The organism is Hoeflea sp. EC-HK425 (assembly GCF_902498795.1).
GTDB lineage: Bacteria > Pseudomonadota > Alphaproteobacteria > Rhizobiales > Rhizobiaceae > Hoeflea > Hoeflea alexandrii.
Window position 1 is genome coordinate 1,345,360 of the sequence record NZ_LR701572.1, and the last position, 14,858, is coordinate 1,360,217.

The 14,858-nt window shown below is 58.5% G+C and carries 13 protein-coding genes; 3 read left to right on the forward strand and 10 right to left on the reverse strand.

Translation table 11 applies throughout. The annotated features are described in order from the left end of the window. Positions 1-226 precede the first annotated feature (226 nt). From SPHINGO391_RS09120 to gpt, 4 genes are all read right to left on the reverse strand, one after another. Positions 227-727: an NUDIX hydrolase gene (locus SPHINGO391_RS09120; protein ID WP_152008538.1), complete on the reverse strand. Its 501-nt coding sequence runs from the start codon at positions 725-727 to the stop codon at positions 227-229. 267 nt (positions 728-994) lie between these two features. Continuing rightward, complete coding sequence (locus SPHINGO391_RS09125; protein WP_152008539.1) at positions 995-2,692, reverse strand: methyl-accepting chemotaxis protein; 1,698 nt, start codon at positions 2,690-2,692, stop codon at positions 995-997. Continuing rightward, entirely contained in the window at positions 2,689-3,024 is a 336-nt protein-coding gene (locus SPHINGO391_RS09130) for a hypothetical protein (protein ID WP_152008540.1), read from the reverse strand. The genes SPHINGO391_RS09125 and SPHINGO391_RS09130 overlap by 4 nt, the downstream gene beginning before the upstream one ends. Positions 3,025-3,225: 201 nt before the next feature. Next, a complete protein-coding gene (gene gpt, locus SPHINGO391_RS09135) occupies positions 3,226-3,723 on the reverse strand; it encodes a xanthine phosphoribosyltransferase (protein WP_152008541.1) in 498 nt (165 codons plus the stop codon). Between the two features lie 198 nt (positions 3,724-3,921). Here gpt and SPHINGO391_RS09140 point away from each other — a divergent pair, with 198 nt between their 5' ends. Then, positions 3,922-4,515: a LysE family translocator gene (locus tag SPHINGO391_RS09140; protein ID WP_152008542.1), complete on the forward strand. Its 594-nt coding sequence runs from the start codon at positions 3,922-3,924 to the stop codon at positions 4,513-4,515. A 43-nt stretch (positions 4,516-4,558) separates the two neighbouring features. On the opposite strand, the gene SPHINGO391_RS09145 is transcribed toward SPHINGO391_RS09140, so the two are convergent. Beyond that, complete coding sequence (locus SPHINGO391_RS09145) at positions 4,559-5,401, reverse strand: universal stress protein (RefSeq protein WP_152008543.1); 843 nt, start codon at positions 5,399-5,401, stop codon at positions 4,559-4,561. Positions 5,402-5,486: 85 nt separating this feature from the next. Continuing rightward, on the reverse strand, positions 5,487-6,248 hold the full coding sequence (locus SPHINGO391_RS09150; RefSeq protein ID WP_152008544.1) for a competence/damage-inducible protein A: 762 nt from the start codon (positions 6,246-6,248) through the stop codon (positions 5,487-5,489). Between the two features lie 189 nt (positions 6,249-6,437). Here SPHINGO391_RS09150 and wrbA point away from each other — a divergent pair, with 189 nt between their 5' ends. Continuing rightward, positions 6,438-7,037 (forward strand): NAD(P)H:quinone oxidoreductase, encoded by a 600-nt coding sequence (gene wrbA, locus SPHINGO391_RS09155; protein WP_152008545.1) that lies wholly within the window; start codon positions 6,438-6,440, stop codon positions 7,035-7,037. A gap of 336 nt (positions 7,038-7,373) precedes the next feature. Next, positions 7,374-8,561, forward strand: coding sequence for a site-specific integrase (locus tag SPHINGO391_RS09160; protein WP_152008546.1), 1,188 nt, complete (start codon positions 7,374-7,376; stop codon positions 8,559-8,561). 33 nt (positions 8,562-8,594) lie between these two features. Here the strand turns inward: SPHINGO391_RS09160 and SPHINGO391_RS09165 are convergent, their stop codons facing one another. The 4 genes from SPHINGO391_RS09165 to SPHINGO391_RS09180 all read right to left on the reverse strand — a co-directional run bounded on the left by SPHINGO391_RS09165 (position 8,595) and on the right by SPHINGO391_RS09180 (position 14,743). After that, positions 8,595-9,854 (reverse strand): ATP-dependent helicase, encoded by a 1,260-nt coding sequence (locus SPHINGO391_RS09165; protein WP_152008547.1) that lies wholly within the window; start codon positions 9,852-9,854, stop codon positions 8,595-8,597. Further along, positions 9,835-11,652 (reverse strand): AAA family ATPase, encoded by a 1,818-nt coding sequence (locus tag SPHINGO391_RS09170; protein ID WP_152008548.1) that lies wholly within the window; start codon positions 11,650-11,652, stop codon positions 9,835-9,837. The genes SPHINGO391_RS09165 and SPHINGO391_RS09170 overlap by 20 nt, the downstream gene beginning before the upstream one ends. Positions 11,653-12,173: 521 nt before the next feature. After that, positions 12,174-13,109, reverse strand: a complete 936-nt coding sequence (locus SPHINGO391_RS09175) for a M48 family metalloprotease (protein ID WP_152008549.1) — start codon at positions 13,107-13,109, stop codon at positions 12,174-12,176. Further along, positions 13,106-14,743: a type IV secretory system conjugative DNA transfer family protein gene (locus tag SPHINGO391_RS09180; RefSeq protein WP_152008550.1), complete on the reverse strand. Its 1,638-nt coding sequence runs from the start codon at positions 14,741-14,743 to the stop codon at positions 13,106-13,108. The genes SPHINGO391_RS09175 and SPHINGO391_RS09180 overlap by 4 nt, the downstream gene beginning before the upstream one ends. Positions 14,744-14,858 lie beyond the last annotated feature (115 nt).

Genomic DNA, 14,858 nt, shown 5'->3' on the forward strand with positions numbered 1-14,858 from the left:
AACGCCTGCCGGGGTGCGGCGACTGTTCAGGGCCGACTCAGTTCAGGCAGGATGCCCGAACAATCAAAGCTTTAGGAGAACCTTGAACTGCACACTCAAGACTGCGGGAAGGTCAAGTAACGCACAGTCAGTGTCGGGATGCCTCGCCGTGATCGGCAGGGATCTAGTCAGCTGTTCGCAGTCATCGCGACTGCAGCCGCTTGGATTACTGATCCCGAGGCGCGAATCAGGCCGCACGCAAAAGCTGGAAGGCGTCGCGGATGACGTCCTTCAATCCGTCCTCCCCGATGAGGCCGATGGCGGTGGCGACGGGGAACCACTTGCGCCGGCGCTGGCCCTTTTCGGGCCATTGTTCCTTTTCCTCGACAAGCCGGAGGAGGTAGACATCGACGTCGCACAGGGCATCGCCGCGCCGGGTGCGCTGCTTGACATAGCGGTAGTGACCGACCGGGCCGCCTGGCATCACCTCGCCGATGAGCCCGGCTTCTTCCCATGTTTCCCGCAGTGCGGCCTGCCCACCGTCCTCGTCTTCCTCGATCCAGCCCTTTGGTAGGATCCAGCGTCCGGTGTCACGGCTGGTGACCAGGAGAAGTTCCCGCGCTTCGCCCGAGCCGCGGAAAACCGCCGCTGCCGATTGCCGCCTGGTCTTGCGCTTGAGACCATTCGGTTCATCGTCCGGAAGCCTGAACAGGTCCAGCAGGTGTTTGAGCCTGTCAAATGCAGTCATGGGAACGAATCATCTCCTTGATTGGTCTTCGCATGGAATCTTGACCGTTTTGCTACAATCGGACCCTGGCCGACCATTCTTTCGGCCTGTGCGGGCTTTCATGCTGTTGTGTCATGGCATCATCGCCGTGTTCTGAAAGGGCTATTGGCGGATGCATGGCAAGCGAACGCAAAAGGGACACGGCGCTGGCCGTGTCCCTGATATAGTGTCTCAATCCGTCTGGCCAAGTTTCTTGTCCGGCGGGACGGGGAGAGGAGGCATGCGGTATCAGAACTCGTCCCACTGTTCTGCGGCCGCAGCTGCTGCGCCACCGCCGCTGGCCGCGCGCCGCACGGGCTTGGGCGCGGGAGCCGCCGCAGCCGTCTTTGGCCTCGCCGCAGGCGCGCTCGGCCGAGACGTGCTGGTCTCGTTGACGCTGAACACCGCAAGTTTGGCGACCAGACCGTCGGCATCGGTTGCCAGGCCGCGGATCGACTTGGTGGTGTCGGACACCAGTGCGGTGTTCTGCTGGGTGGTCTGGTCCATGTTGACCACGGCCGAGTTGATCTCGGAGATGTCGGCCGCCTGTTCCCGCGCCGTATCGACAATCTTGGCGATGTAGTCGTTGATGTGCTTGACCTGCTCGCCGATCGAACGAAGCGCCTCGCCGGTCTGGTTGACCAGGGTCACGCCGCTGCTGACCTGCGTCGAGGAGGTTTCGATCAGCGCGTTGATCTCCTTGGCGGCGCCAGCCGAGCGTTGGGCCAGTTCGCGAACTTCCTGGGCAACCACGGCAAATCCCTTGCCGGCCTCACCTGCGCGGGCTGCTTCAACGCCGGCATTGAGCGCCAGCAAGTTTGTCTGGAAGGCGATTTCGTCGATCACAGTGATGATCTGGCCGATCTGGCGGGACGAGCCCTCGATCTCGGTCATGGCGCTGACGGCCTTGGAGACGATCTGCTCGGAGACGGAGGCATTCTTGGTTGCCTCGTCGACCAGGCGACCGGCTTCACCGGCCCGCTTTGATGCGGTCTGGACGTTTTCGGTGATGCGGCCGATGGCTGCGGCGGTTTCTTCAAGCGAGACAGCCTGCTGCTCGGTGCGCTGCGAGATGCGCTCCGCGTCGGAACACACGTCATTCGATCCTTCGCTCATCTGGCGGGCAGAGCGGCTCAATTCCGCAACCAGTTGCTCAAGAGATTCCATGGAGGAGTTGAAGTCGCTCCTGAGAACTTCCAGCGTCTCGTCGAAGCGGTCGGTCAGGCGAATGCGAAGGTCGCCTTGCGCCAGCTGGCGCAGGCCGCGGCCGAGCGACTGCATGGCGAACTGAAGGCGTTCGGTGTCGGCTGCGCGTTCGGCTTCGCGGCTGCGTGCATCCTCAAGGTTCTGCTGCTGCGCCGCCTCGGCCTTGCGTGACATTTCGCCGGCCTGTTTGTTGGCGGCTTCGGTTTCACGCATCGCTTCGTCATTCTGGGCGAAGGCGGTGGCAAGCGAATGGCCAAGGGCCACAAGGGCGCCGGCTTCGAGGATCAGGATGACCGCATGCAGAACCACGCGGCTGAAATCCGTTTCGCCGGGGAAGACTGCAGCCGGGATCAGGAAGAACAGTGCAAGATGGTGGACGGCGGTCAGGCCGGCAAAAGCCAGAATCGGCTGCCAGTTCACCCATGACGCACAGATCGCAAGGCTGGCGAAGAAGTACATGTGCATGTCGATCTGCAGCGGCGAGCCGGAGAAGGCGTAGACAAGCAGCGCCACGCTTGCTGCATGTGCCAGCGCAGTCGATATCTGCGTCGCGGTGCCGGTCCGGTCGCGCCACCAGGTAAGCGTTGCAACACCTGCGATGGCGGCGCCGCCACCCAGAACGACAACGGGATCTGCTTCCATGCCCCAAAGGTAACGGAGCACCATCATGCCGAGATTGATCCACAGCAGCGATACGATGGCGATGGCTGCCCGGGTACGGAGCGAATTCATGTAATTCATAGCGAAGATGTACTCCTGCAAAAGAAAGCGAGACTGCCGTCGAGAACCAGCATTGCGCCGGATTTGAACAAGCGAAGGGTGAAGCCCGGGTCGTCGGAATAGGCGATAGCCGCATAGGGCGCGCCGGTGCCGTTCATCACAGATCCGCCGGCCCGCCCGATGACGTCGATGACGCGTCCCGGATCACTCCATGGCGCGACAATCACCAGGGCCTGCCCGTTGCGTGGAACAATGGCGGCTGCGGACAGCACGAACAGGATCACGGCAAGATTGATGCCGACGATACGGTACTGACTGAGCGTTTTGCTGGAAGCTGGTGTGGCATGCTGCATGGTGGTGAATGATACGCCGGTGGGCCGCGGTACATGCCTGTCACAGGCTTTGACAAGCTGATATCATTCCAGCCGGGGATGGTGTCCTAGTGCCCCACATTGCTACAGATCTATATAAGAGACGGTTAACGTCAGCGCGAAAACAAAAAGGCCGCCAGGTCACTGGCGGCCACAGCTTCTTCGAGTGAGGCATTGCGCGATTTAACCGCGGGAATCCTTGGCAATCGGTTCGACATAGGCAAAACCCATGTCCCAGGGGAAGTAGATCCAGGTGTCCTGGCTGACCTCGGTCACGAAAGTATCCACCAGCGGCCGGCCCTTGGGCTTGGCGTAGACCGTGGCAAAATGGGCTTTCGGCAGCATGGCACGGACGATCGCCGCCGTTTTGCCGGTGTCGGTGAGGTCATCGACTATGAGAACGCCTTCGCCCTCGGTTTCGAGGATGTCGGAGTTGATCTCCTTGAGCACCTTCATTTCGCCCTGGCTGATGTAATCATGGTAGGAGGCGACGGACACCGTATCAATGCGGCGGATATCGAGTTCCCGCGAAATGATTGCGGCCGGAACCAGGCCGCCGCGGGTGATGCAGACAATCGCCGTCCATTCCTGCCCGGTGCCGCTCAGACGCCATGCGAGCGCGCGTGCGTCGCGGTGAAACTGGTCCCATGAGACCGGAAATGCTTTGTCTGGAAGGGACATGGTTTGCTTCCTTGCGAGAGCTGGCAACCGCGATGGCTGCGTTCCAACATGATTAAACGCGGCAAATAGCCGGAATCCGGTATCAAGCGCAAGCCGCAGAGCTGCGGCTATCCCCAAAAGCTGTGGCTGGAATCGGGTGGCGGCCGCGTCACCCGTGCGCAATCATCACGTCTCATTGCAAAACGGGGATGATTGATCATGCTGTTTGTCATTGCTCTTATGGCCTTCCTGTTTCCGCTGGCTTACAGCCCGGGGCCCGGCAACATGTTCTTTGCCGCGCTTGGCGCGCGTTTCGGGACCGTGGCTACCTTGCCGGCCAATGCCGGTTATCATATCGCCACGCTGGTGGTCACCGGCCTGCTGGGCCTGGGACTTGTGTCGGCGGTGCATCCCGGCACATCCCTGTTTGTGGGGTTGAAGCTGGCCGGATCGGTCTACGTGATGTGGCTGGCCTGGAAGTTGGCGACATCAGGCAGCACCGGCGCGGGCATGGAGAGCGGCAAGGCCGGGTTTCTTGATGGCGTCTGGCTGCTTCTGCTCAACCCCAAGGCCTATGTCATCATCTTGTTGATGTACTCGCAGTTCGGTGCGATGGGACCCGCCGACCTGCTCGCGCGGGTTGGCGTGATATCGCTTGTGTTCACGCTCAACAATCTGTTGGCATTCCTGCTGTGGACAGTGGCCGGGGACGGATTGGGCCGGCTGTTTCGAAGCGAAGCCCATGCGCGCCGGCTCAACCTGGTCTTTGCCGCCATACTGGCCGGTGTCGGATTCTGGATGATGCTCGGATGACGGACCGCGCGCCCCTTGTGAGCCGCGCGGTGCCTGCAGCAGGTCAGCGAGACATCAGCACCGGTACCGGAGAGCTTTCCAGGAATGCCCGGGTAACGCCGCCAAACAGCCATTCCCTCAGCCGCTGGTGGGTGTAGGCGCCCATGACCACAAGATCGGCGTTGCTGGCGGCAACCTGGGCCGAAATCGCCTCGGCAGTCGAGCCCGATCCCTTGGACACGGTCGTGACATTGACGTGGATGTGGTGGCGCGACAGGCAGCTGGCGATGTCGGTGCCCGCCAGCGGCGCGTCGATGTCAGGCAGCTTGTCGGGATCGACAATGACCACCTCGACCGCTTCGGCGGCCTTGAGCAGCGGCAGTGCGTCATGGGTGGCGCGGGCGGCCTCGCGTGAGCCGTCCCAGGCGATGAGCACCCGGCGGATCGGCGAGGCAAGCTTGCCGTTGGGCGGCAGGAACAGGACCGGGCGGCCGCCTTCGAACAGCAGCGCCTCGACATTTGTGGCCATGTCCTCGTCTGCGGCCCGGTCGGGCTGACGGACAACCACCAGATCGGCCGAGCGGGCGCTGACAAGTGCGGAAACCGCGCTGTCGCCTCCGGGGGAACGGACCGGCCGCCATTCGTGCGAAAGACCAGCGGTTTCACAGGCTTTCTCGAAAGCGGCACCGAGATCTCGCATGCGCTGGTCGGCCTGCTCATAGAGCGCGGCGATGGTCGCTGCATCCGGAACGTCGATGGGGGCAGAAAGGACAACAAACTGCGACGGCTCTCCATGGCAGCCAATCAGGTGCAGATCCCTGCCGGCGGCAAAATCGGCGATGGCGGAGGTCAGGGGTGCCACGTCGGCCTGGGATGAGTAGACGGCAAGAATCGTATGGTAGGCCATGGGTTGATCTCCTTTGTCGAGGCACAATGGCAGGTGTCTGTCCGGCCACCATGCGTCGCGCGGGAGGTTGCCGCATTGATCCTTATCAAACGTCCTTTTTGGTCAATTTCGAGGTGATTTCGCTCAACATGGCCTCGACATCCCGCCTGGCGGCACGGATGGCAACCGAATCGCGGCCGCGAATGACAATTTCGGTTGAAAAGCTGTCGCCGGAAAAACGCGGGTAGGAGCCGATATTGACGTCTGGATGAGCCTTGGCAATGGCGCTCAACGGGTCACCGATATCGCCTTCTCCATAAGGGCAGCTGACCTTGTCGGAGAGAATCTTCACGCCGGTGTTCAAGGTCGGCAGGACATTGTCGAGCATGGCCTGGAAGACGGAGGGTACGCCGGCCATTACGTGCACGTTGCCGATGACGAAGCCAGGCGCGCGGCTGACGGGATTGTCGATATGCTTGGCTCCCACCGGCATCCGCGCCATGCGGCGCCGTGCTTCGGTGAACTCCAGTCCACGCTCGGCGTAATGCGCGCCGAGCAGGGCGAGCGCAGCCGCATCATGGGTGCATTCGACGCCGAAGGCTGCGGCCACGGCGTCGGCGGTGATGTCGTCATGGGTGGGGCCGATGCCGCCTGAGGTGAAAACGTAATCATAACGGCTTCTCAGGGCGTTGAGGGCCTCGACAATCCGGTCCCGCTCATCGGGCACGATGCGGACTTCCTGCAGCTCTATACCGGCGGCGGTGAGCAATTCGGCCAGGTGGCCGATGTTCTTGTCCCGGGTACGGCCGGACAGCAATTCGTCGCCGATGGCGAGCGCTGCTGCGGTGACGGAACGGGTGTCGCTCATGATTTTGCTCCTCAGCCAAACGCGTTTGAATAGACCTGTTTCCGGCGCCGGCGCAAGAGAGCATCGCCGTGTCGCTTGGGTTGGATTGTGAACAATCTGTGCTGTGATCGGGAGGTTTATGTGAACAGCAGATCGCTTACTTGTCTGCATGAACCGCCGCGGGCGGCAACCACGGACAAGGAGATGAAAATGGCGAAGGTACTGGTGCTTTACTATTCGAGCTGGGGCCACATGGAGACGATGGCGCAGGCAGCCGCCAAGGGCGCGGCTTCCGCCGGCGCCGATGTGACAATCAAGCGCGTGCCCGAACTGGTGCCCGAAGACGTTGCCAAGGCGGCTCACTACAAGCTCGATCAGGACGCGGAAATCGCCGACCCGCTGGAGCTTGCCAACTACGACGCGATCATCTTCGGTGTTTCGACCCGCTACGGCATGATGTCGGCGCAGATGAAGAACTTCGTCGACCAGACGGGGCCGCTCTGGGCAGAAGGCAAACTGATCAACAAGGTCGCTTCGGTGATGTCGTCGACCGCCACCCAGCATGGTGGCGCGGAACTTGCGATCCTGACCACGCAGGCTTCACTGCAGCACCATGGCATGATCATCGTGCCGCTGTCCTACGCCTACCAGGGCCAGTCGGGCAACGACGTCGTGCGCGGCGGCTCGCCCTACGGCATGACCACCACGTCGAACACCGACGGTTCGCGGATGCCTTCCGAGCAGGAACTTGAAGGCGCCGAATTCCAGGGCAAGCGGGTCGCCGAGATCGCTGCCAAGCTGGTCGCCTGAACAGACTGGCCGAGACCCCGGGCCATCGCAGGCCGGATGGCGTGTGCCCCGCTGTCAGTGACAGCGGGGCACTTGTCGTTTTTTGCCCAAACTGGGTTGCAAGCCTTGCCTGCTCGCTGATCGTCGGCTACCGACTAGATCACGTGCGGACGTGGCGAAACTGGTAGACGCAAGGGACTTAAAATCCTTCCAGTGTCGGTTCGAGTCCGACCCCGGGCACCATAAAATCAACAACTTAGCCTACTTTTCACCATCATTTTCAGTCGATTTTTGCGTACACAGTCTGTACACAGTATAGTATGGTTTTCACCAATGAGAGAGGGTGAGAGTCAAACGATGGAAAGTCATGCTGTTTTGGGAGGGGAAGTTCGGGTCTACCGACGCGAAAACAGCCGCAAATGGCAATGTTCAACGCGCCTGAATGGCCGTAACTGGCGGGTCAGCAGCGGCGAAACCAGCCTGGCCATGGCCAAGGAGTTTGCCGAGGACTGGTACTTCCGGATGAAGGCCAAGGAAAAGGGCGGCAGCCTCAAACACGAGAAAACCTTTGCCGACGCGGCAAAAAAGTACCTCGCGGAATATGACGTCGTCACCGGCGGCACCCGCAACCGCACCTATGTGGCGGGCAACGAGCGACGGCTCAGGCTTTACCTGATCCCCTTCTTTGGCTCTTTGGGTCTGTCTGATGTCACAACAAGTCAGGTCCAGGAATACCGCGTCATGCGGCACCAGACCGCGCTGCCGGGGAAACCGCCGGCCAAAAACACCATCCACCAGGAAATTGTCGTCTTGCGGCAGGTACTCAAGACCGCCATCCGGCATGGCTGGCTGACCCATCTGCCGGATCTGTCGATGCCGTATCGTCACGCCGAGAAGATCTCACACCGGGCGTGGTTTTCAGCCAGCGAATACAAGCAGCTCTATATGGCCACCCGGAACCGGGCGGAAAAGCATAGAGGCGGACGTTTCGGCTGGCATGCTGAACAGCTGCACGACTACGTCCTCTTCATGGCCAATACCGGCCTGCGGCCCGATGAAGCCAACCGGCTGCAATACCGGGACGTGGAAATCGTACTGGATGAGGAAACGGATGAAACCATCCTCCTCATCCAGGTGCGCGGCAAACGGGGTGTGGGCTACTGCAAAAGCACGGCGAACGCCGTCTACCCGTTCGAGCGCCTGCTCAAGCGCAATCTGCCCAAACCGGATGATCTGGTTTTTCCGGGTAGTCATGTGATCATGTTCAACAACATCCTCGACGAGGAGAGTTTGAAGTTCGACCGGGAGGGCAACCGCCGCACGGCTTACAGCCTGCGGCACACCTATATCTGCCTTCGTCTGATGGAGGGCGCGGACATCTATCAGATCGCCAAGAACTGCCGCACCAGCGTGGAGATGATCGAGAAATATTACGCATCACACATCGCCACGAGCATCAGCGCCGCCGCGATCAACGTGAAGCGCAAGGCGAAGTCAAAGCGTGAGATTGTGGAGCATGCTCGGCGGAACGCTCATCGGTCTTAGATCGTCCGAAATCCGAAATTCGCATTTCGACGGCTAGAAACCAAAGGGTGGCTCCCTCAAGTTTCTTTCGACGCGGACGAATACAGAACAGTTGCGCGCAGCTCTCGTTATGCCGTTATACAAAAGCCGACACTTCTGTTCGTCGCTTCCTGGTACTCCTGGGGGCCATAGAAGGACGACATTGTCAAACTGACGGTTCTTAGCTTGATGAATCGACATTACAGAGATTCCATTGGTCCGATGATATCCGTAGGCACGATGTTGAGCAGCTTTCCGTTCGACTAGCTGGGCGAGGTCGGCTGGCTGCCAATCAGTTAAACCTTGTGTCTGTTCTGTTCGGATAACTGTTGATCGAACACTTTCAATCCATGGTGGTGGTGATTCTAGGCCGTTCAGCGCTCTTAAGATTGCAGCAGTCTCAATGGCTTCTGGTCCTTGAAATAGGCCCAAGACTGCCTCTTTTTCTTCTTGGTTTCTATCCTCGTGAATAAGCGTCATTGCCGGTATTTCACCGTAACCGGCTGACCGCATTCCTTTAGCAGCTCTAGCGATAATCTCGTCCGCCCAGGCGCGCCCAGCAGGCCCATAGATTAGTGCACTACTGCCACGCGCACGATATAAAGTAGAGGCAATGGCGAAAGGCATTACGTTCTTGAATTCATACCTGATACGGAGTCCAGGCCCCTGAACAGGAGCGCAAAGTGATCGCAACGCAAGTCCAGCATCAAGAAGCCCCCGCTGGTTAGTTCGATGAACAATGTTCAAAGTCTCTACTCGACCGCTGTTAAACCAGTCACGGAAAGGTTCTGTATCTACGCCCTCATCCAAACACTGGAATTCGTCTGCCGCAACATAGAGTGAAACATGAGGTGCAAGCGCTCTTAAGATACGGAGCCGCACAGGCTTTAACTCTTGTGCTTCATCAACTACGACCACTGGGAAGGTGCGTGCTACCCAGTTAGCCACGGTAGGATCCTCAAGTAGTTGCCCACAGGAATCGCACACTTGATCGAAGCCATCCGGCGCTATTGCTTTTGCTCGTGATAATGTAGACCATCTTTGCAATACAGATTGCGCAAAACTATCTATTGTCATGCAAACTGCTTTACCTCGAAGAGCAGGCGTAGCGCCGAAACGTGTATCCAAACGCTTGCGTGATCCATGCATAAAGGTCAGTGCCAGTACACGCTGATGTGGATCTAGCGAGGTTTCAATTAGGTGCTGCCCGACTTCTTCTATCAGCCGGTGCGTCTTGCCAGTTCCAGCCGGTCCTTCAAATCCCCGAAACGGCATCGTTGAAAGTCCAAATTGTGGTTATACCATTTGCATTCATTACTGAATTTGCGCCGTTTGCGGGCCCGGGCCTTCCCATCGCAATTGACCCGACAACATCCAACAAATGGGCAACCCTCGCGCAACATCTAGGCTTTTGGGAAATTGCATCAGCAATTAGACCGTGAAACACTTCATCGGCTTTCTTCTCGACAAGAAAACGGGGCACATTTGCCAGGTTGGGCGGAATACCATACGCGACCAGCTCAGCATCTTGAAGAATGCCTGCATCTGCAGAGAGAACCCACGTTATTACATTTTCAATCGTCCAATTGTTGGGCCAGATAATAAGGCGTTCTGGCGGACTTGCCTTGGCGGCAAGCGCTGCCACATATTCGTGGCCCTGCCTGTCTCCATCCACGAGACAAGTCAGTTTAGGGTGAACTTCCCGCAGATCGTCGAAGACATCACCGATTCGCGCGTCTTTTGTCGGAATAACTCCGACTTCGTGAGTGAAGTTGCTTGGATCCTCTTCGGTGGACGTAAGATCTGCGACGCGTGACAAAAGGCGTAGCCAACCAGCGTCTGTCTTTCCTTCCGGGATGATGACCGCAGGATTCATAATTGCTGTTACGGTCGCGTCCCGATCTGAAAGAAATAGGCCCCGCCTGGGACTCGACGCGTCGCCCCCTAATGGGGATTTTAGTAGGGGCGATGCTCTTAGTGAGCCCTGTTCGTTGACTAAGAGGACCAGTTGATGCGGGCTGGGAATAGCTGCAACAGTTGGAGAGTGGGTGGTGATAATTGTCTGCGATGCGTGTTTCTGAATGATGTGTAGCAGTTTGCGCTGTTGCGGCGGGGAGATATGAAGCTCCGGTTCTTCAATAGCCATTAGAAAGTTCTCTCCGTTTGCTTTTCGAAGAGCCCCAAATCGCATCAGCAGGATGAGCGTTTGCAGCGATATTAGACCGCTTCCATGACGGCGAGATGGTAACGGTATCTGCTCACCCTCGGAAAAATGGGGAATGACAGCTTCCAAGACGCCTTCACTGTCAGTGGAAGTCAGTCTAAGCCGAAGTTCCGTTTGCCGACCAAACAGGCTAAGTATATCCTTGTTTACCTCATCTACCAAGGGTTTCAGCCTTGTGTCGGTTTCCAAGGGATGTTCAGGCTTTCGCAGCCGATCCCGCTCGGCCAGAACTGCTTCAGCAGGCTGACCGCCGACATAGGTTACTGCGCGCCTGAAGAGCTCGGAACCGAAAGAAATCATTCGATCCCAAGTGCGACTAGCCGGGACGAGAAAAAAGCCAAGTTCTCTGATGAGGTTAGTCGGAACTTGGATTGTACCGGCATCGTCAGCGAATGGGTCGACTTGTGCTTCATCATCAAGAAAGTAACGAATGCTCTCTGTTTCGAGCGAAGTGTAGTCGAAACGAGCACAAAATGCGATTTGACACGCGAGAAGGTCAGTCTCATTCTGTTTCTCCGGAGATAAATCTCCTGTAGTTGGGTCTAACCACTTCGGCACAGCCCGACCAGCACGGAACCATTCACCATGCCGAGAGGGATCATTGTGCAGGAAGCCGGAAATGGTCGCGACGATCTTGATGCGGTCAGCGGCCTCAGGGTTCGAACCGTAGAAATCATGCTCTGTTAGCGCGCGAACAAGGCGGTCTCGTCCAAACAGCAGGGCGAGAGCCTCTATGATAGTTGTCTTTCCAGAATTGTTAGGGCCAATAAGAACAGTGAAATCGTTGAAGATAACTGTGCCTTCTCTAATGCCGCGGAAACCTTCGATTTGGAGTGAGAATATACGCATGTATCTGTCAATCTTTTTGCTGGCGCTAAAATAGATGAGCCCAATACTCACCCAAAATTTGCATCAAATGATGCTACGGCCTTTCTAATCGACTGTAAATTTTTTAATAAGATGCCGTTTGTTTCGGGCAACAGAAAATATGGATAGACTTAACCAAACATATTAACATGGTGCGGACGGCGGGACTCGAACCCGCATAGCCATAGGCCGAGGGATTTTCTTACCAGCTACGGTTTTCACCGCCGCCCGGCGGGCGTTTGTGGTCTGGACTATCTCTTCACCCTAGCGCTTGCCTTAGGTGCTGCCCGTTTAGTCTCTACACCTTCCTGAATGTATGATGATTCAGGCTTGGCTCGGGATTGCCATCTGACAGGTTTCCCCGAATTTGAGCAGTTCTACAGCCGGCGTTTCCGCCAGTGCACTCAATTTTCGTTTAAGTCCCTTGTGTCTACCGATTCCACCACGTCCGCATGATGCCCTTTGCTAGCAGAGGCCTTTCCATTCCTCAATCAATGATCCGGTTATTCCGCTGCAATCGGCTCCGGCAATGTCTGCATCTGTTCGATCTCACGTTGAAATGCTTCCAGCGCCGCTATCCTCGCGTCCAGCGGTGGATGAGTGCTCAGCCAGCTGCGCCGGACGAAGCCGGACCACATCATGGCATTGGCATAGCCTCTGGTTTTGGGCTTCACCTTTTCGCCCTCAAGTTTCTGCAGCACCGAGATCATCGCCTCCGGGCCGAGCACCATGGCCGAGATTTTGTCGGCGGTGAACTCACGTGCGCGGGACATGCGCAGGATTTCCAGCTCCGAAAGCGGGGTGAATACCCACCGCGCCAGCCGTTTGAGGCCGCGAAAAATCAAAAAGAAGGTCAGCGCATTCTGGACGCCGCGCGCAAACGTCATCCGGGCCATGTCCTGGCTGGCCACATGACCAAGCTCATGGCCGATGACGGCCAGCAGTTCTTTTTTGGTCAGACGCTCGACCGCCCCTTTGCTCAGCGCAATGAGGGAATTCCCAGAATTGGTTCCCATCGCAAAAGCGTTGATCTCTTCATTCGGAAACCAGCCGATGTAAGCCACCGGTGGCACGCCCATCAGATCGGTCAGCCGCCGGGTTGCCTGACTGATCGGGTGCGTCTCCGAAAAGAACGTGACCTTCATATTGCGGGCGGCGCTGCCTTGTTTGCCGCTGCTCATTCCTGCAAAAAGCTGCCCACCAAACAGCGCCCAGAGCGGCACCCCGATCAGGGCCCAACTCACCGACACGGTGTACAGCGCCAATGCAATCGGCCCGAAAATCAGCCAGCCCACCGGACCTGTTGCGGCCACCGCAAACGTAGACCCCATCAATGTAATGAGCCCGCCAACAATGGCGCCGATAACCGCACCTGCGCACAGGATAAGGACTGTTGGCCAGACCGGATGTCTGGGAAGCTTCATGGGGATCTTGTTCATACCCGTCCCCGCAGCGTCTCCTGCAGGAACCACGGCACCAGTTCGGCCTGCGCCGCATGGGGCAGATCGCGCAGGAAGTGGATGGCCTTGCGGCCCTGCGCATTGCCGCGCAGCAGGCTGATCACTTCTTCCGGCATCATCAGCTTGCGCCCGGTCAGATGGAGGTTTTCCGAGATGGAATAGCTCGCTGACGGCGATTGCCCGCCCGTGGTGGAGGCAGACATGTTGGGAGTCTCATAGGCCACGGTGACGTCGCCCAGATAGCGCGAGATCAGTTCCGCCGTGTAGGGATCATCGGTGCCGAAAAAGGTCTTGGTTTCGACCTGCAGGAAGGATTTCCAGGTGGTGGGGTACTTCTGCTCCAGCGTCGGCAGATCCTGCAGGAAAAACCACAGCCGCACCCCGGCACTGGCATGGGTGCGCAATGCACTGACAAAGCGATCGTCGCGATCCAGCGCCAGAAACTCATCCAGCACAAACAGCACCGGAATCTCCGGTATGCGCGGATTGCCCAGCATTGCATCGAGTGCGGTGGCAAACAGCATCCGGACAAAGGTGGAATACGCGCCGATCTTCTCGAACGGCAGCACCAGATAGATGGTGGCAGGCTGATCCTTCAGCTCCTGAAACCTGAAGTCCGAACGTGCCGTGGCCCGGCGCAGCCCGTCCGCATCCCAGATCCGCAGATGGGTGTTGAGGCTGTCCAGCACCCGTGGCTGGCCGGTCTCGCGGGTCTTGGTCTTGAAATTGCGGGCAGCGTTGCGGATCGAGGCAGGCATCACCTCATCTGCCATTGCATCAAGCAGGCCATAGAGATTGGCATCGATGGTGGAGAGTGCGTCCCGGATCGTGCCAAGCGAGCGATGACCAGCCGGGGCAAAGCGGGCGGTAAACTCCACCACGGCAGTCAGGAAGGCCACGGCCTCATTCTCGAAGAACTGCTGTTTTTCGTCGTGGGTGCGCGGATAGAGAATCTCTGCCAGCTCCAGCGCACTTTGGCTGTCCGTCACCCCGTCCAGCGGGTTGAAGGCCGCTGTGGCGGGAATCCCCTCCACGCCGAACGGATTGATCACGTGAACCGGCCCGACGTTCTCCGCTCGCCATTTGGCGGTGTGCTGGTAAAGCTCGCCTTTCGGATCGAGCACCACTGCCGAGCCCTGATAGGTCAGCAGGTTTGGCACAATCTGCATGGTGCTCTTGCCGGTGCGGGTCGGGGCAATCGTCAGCAGATGGCTTTCGCCGTCCCAGGTGACGGACTGGCCGCCATGTTGACCAAGGCTCAGGCTGCGTCCGTCGATCGGGCGCAGCAGGTTGGCGGCCTTGAGATCATCCGCGGTCGCCCAGCGCGCCGAGCCGTGCACTGGTGGGGGATTGGTCCGCATGGCCGCCTGTTTGCGCTGCAGGGCATAGGCCCGCTCGGCCTGCTGGAGAATGGGTGAAGGATCGCGCCCTTCCTTGAGGGCCTGGACCGCTGCCTCGACGGTGATGGGGTCGTAGCCTTCCTTCTCCAGCCGCCGTTTGAAACCCCAGCCGGAAAAGGCGCGGCCGATCTGCACACCGACCTGTGCGGAACGCATGATGTCCTTTGCTGGAGAGGTGATCGCCTTGGAAAGATCAAACGGGTTCTTACTCATTACCTGTGCCCCACACCCGGTACTTGCGGGCAGACTAGCCAACAACCCGAAAATGAGTCAACAATAACGCGAACATATGTGTACAGCGCACTTACATGTTGCCTGACCTGTACTA

Coding starts and splice junctions, on each gene's coding strand:
- gpt (WP_152008541.1), bottom strand. CDS start 3,723: ATGTCCCTTCCAGACAAAGCATTTCCGGTCTCATGGGACCAGTTTCAC.
- SPHINGO391_RS09130 (WP_152008540.1), bottom strand. CDS start 3,024: ATGCAGCATGCCACACCAGCTTCCAGCAAAACGCTCAGTCAGTACCGT.
- SPHINGO391_RS09170 (WP_152008548.1), bottom strand. CDS start 11,652: ATGCGTATATTCTCACTCCAAATCGAAGGTTTCCGCGGCATTAGAGAA.
- SPHINGO391_RS09175 (WP_152008549.1), bottom strand. CDS start 13,109: ATGAACAAGATCCCCATGAAGCTTCCCAGACATCCGGTCTGGCCAACA.
- wrbA (WP_152008545.1), top strand. CDS start 6,438: ATGGCGAAGGTACTGGTGCTTTACTATTCGAGCTGGGGCCACATGGAG.
- SPHINGO391_RS09125 (WP_152008539.1), bottom strand. CDS start 2,692: ATGAATTACATGAATTCGCTCCGTACCCGGGCAGCCATCGCCATCGTA.
- SPHINGO391_RS09180 (WP_152008550.1), bottom strand. CDS start 14,743: ATGAGTAAGAACCCGTTTGATCTTTCCAAGGCGATCACCTCTCCAGCA.
- SPHINGO391_RS09140 (WP_152008542.1), top strand. CDS start 3,922: ATGCTGTTTGTCATTGCTCTTATGGCCTTCCTGTTTCCGCTGGCTTAC.
- SPHINGO391_RS09160 (WP_152008546.1), top strand. CDS start 7,374: ATGGAAAGTCATGCTGTTTTGGGAGGGGAAGTTCGGGTCTACCGACGC.
- SPHINGO391_RS09150 (WP_152008544.1), bottom strand. CDS start 6,248: ATGAGCGACACCCGTTCCGTCACCGCAGCAGCGCTCGCCATCGGCGAC.
- SPHINGO391_RS09120 (WP_152008538.1), bottom strand. CDS start 727: ATGACTGCATTTGACAGGCTCAAACACCTGCTGGACCTGTTCAGGCTT.
- SPHINGO391_RS09165 (WP_152008547.1), bottom strand. CDS start 9,854: ATGCCGTTTCGGGGATTTGAAGGACCGGCTGGAACTGGCAAGACGCAC.
- SPHINGO391_RS09145 (WP_152008543.1), bottom strand. CDS start 5,401: ATGGCCTACCATACGATTCTTGCCGTCTACTCATCCCAGGCCGACGTG.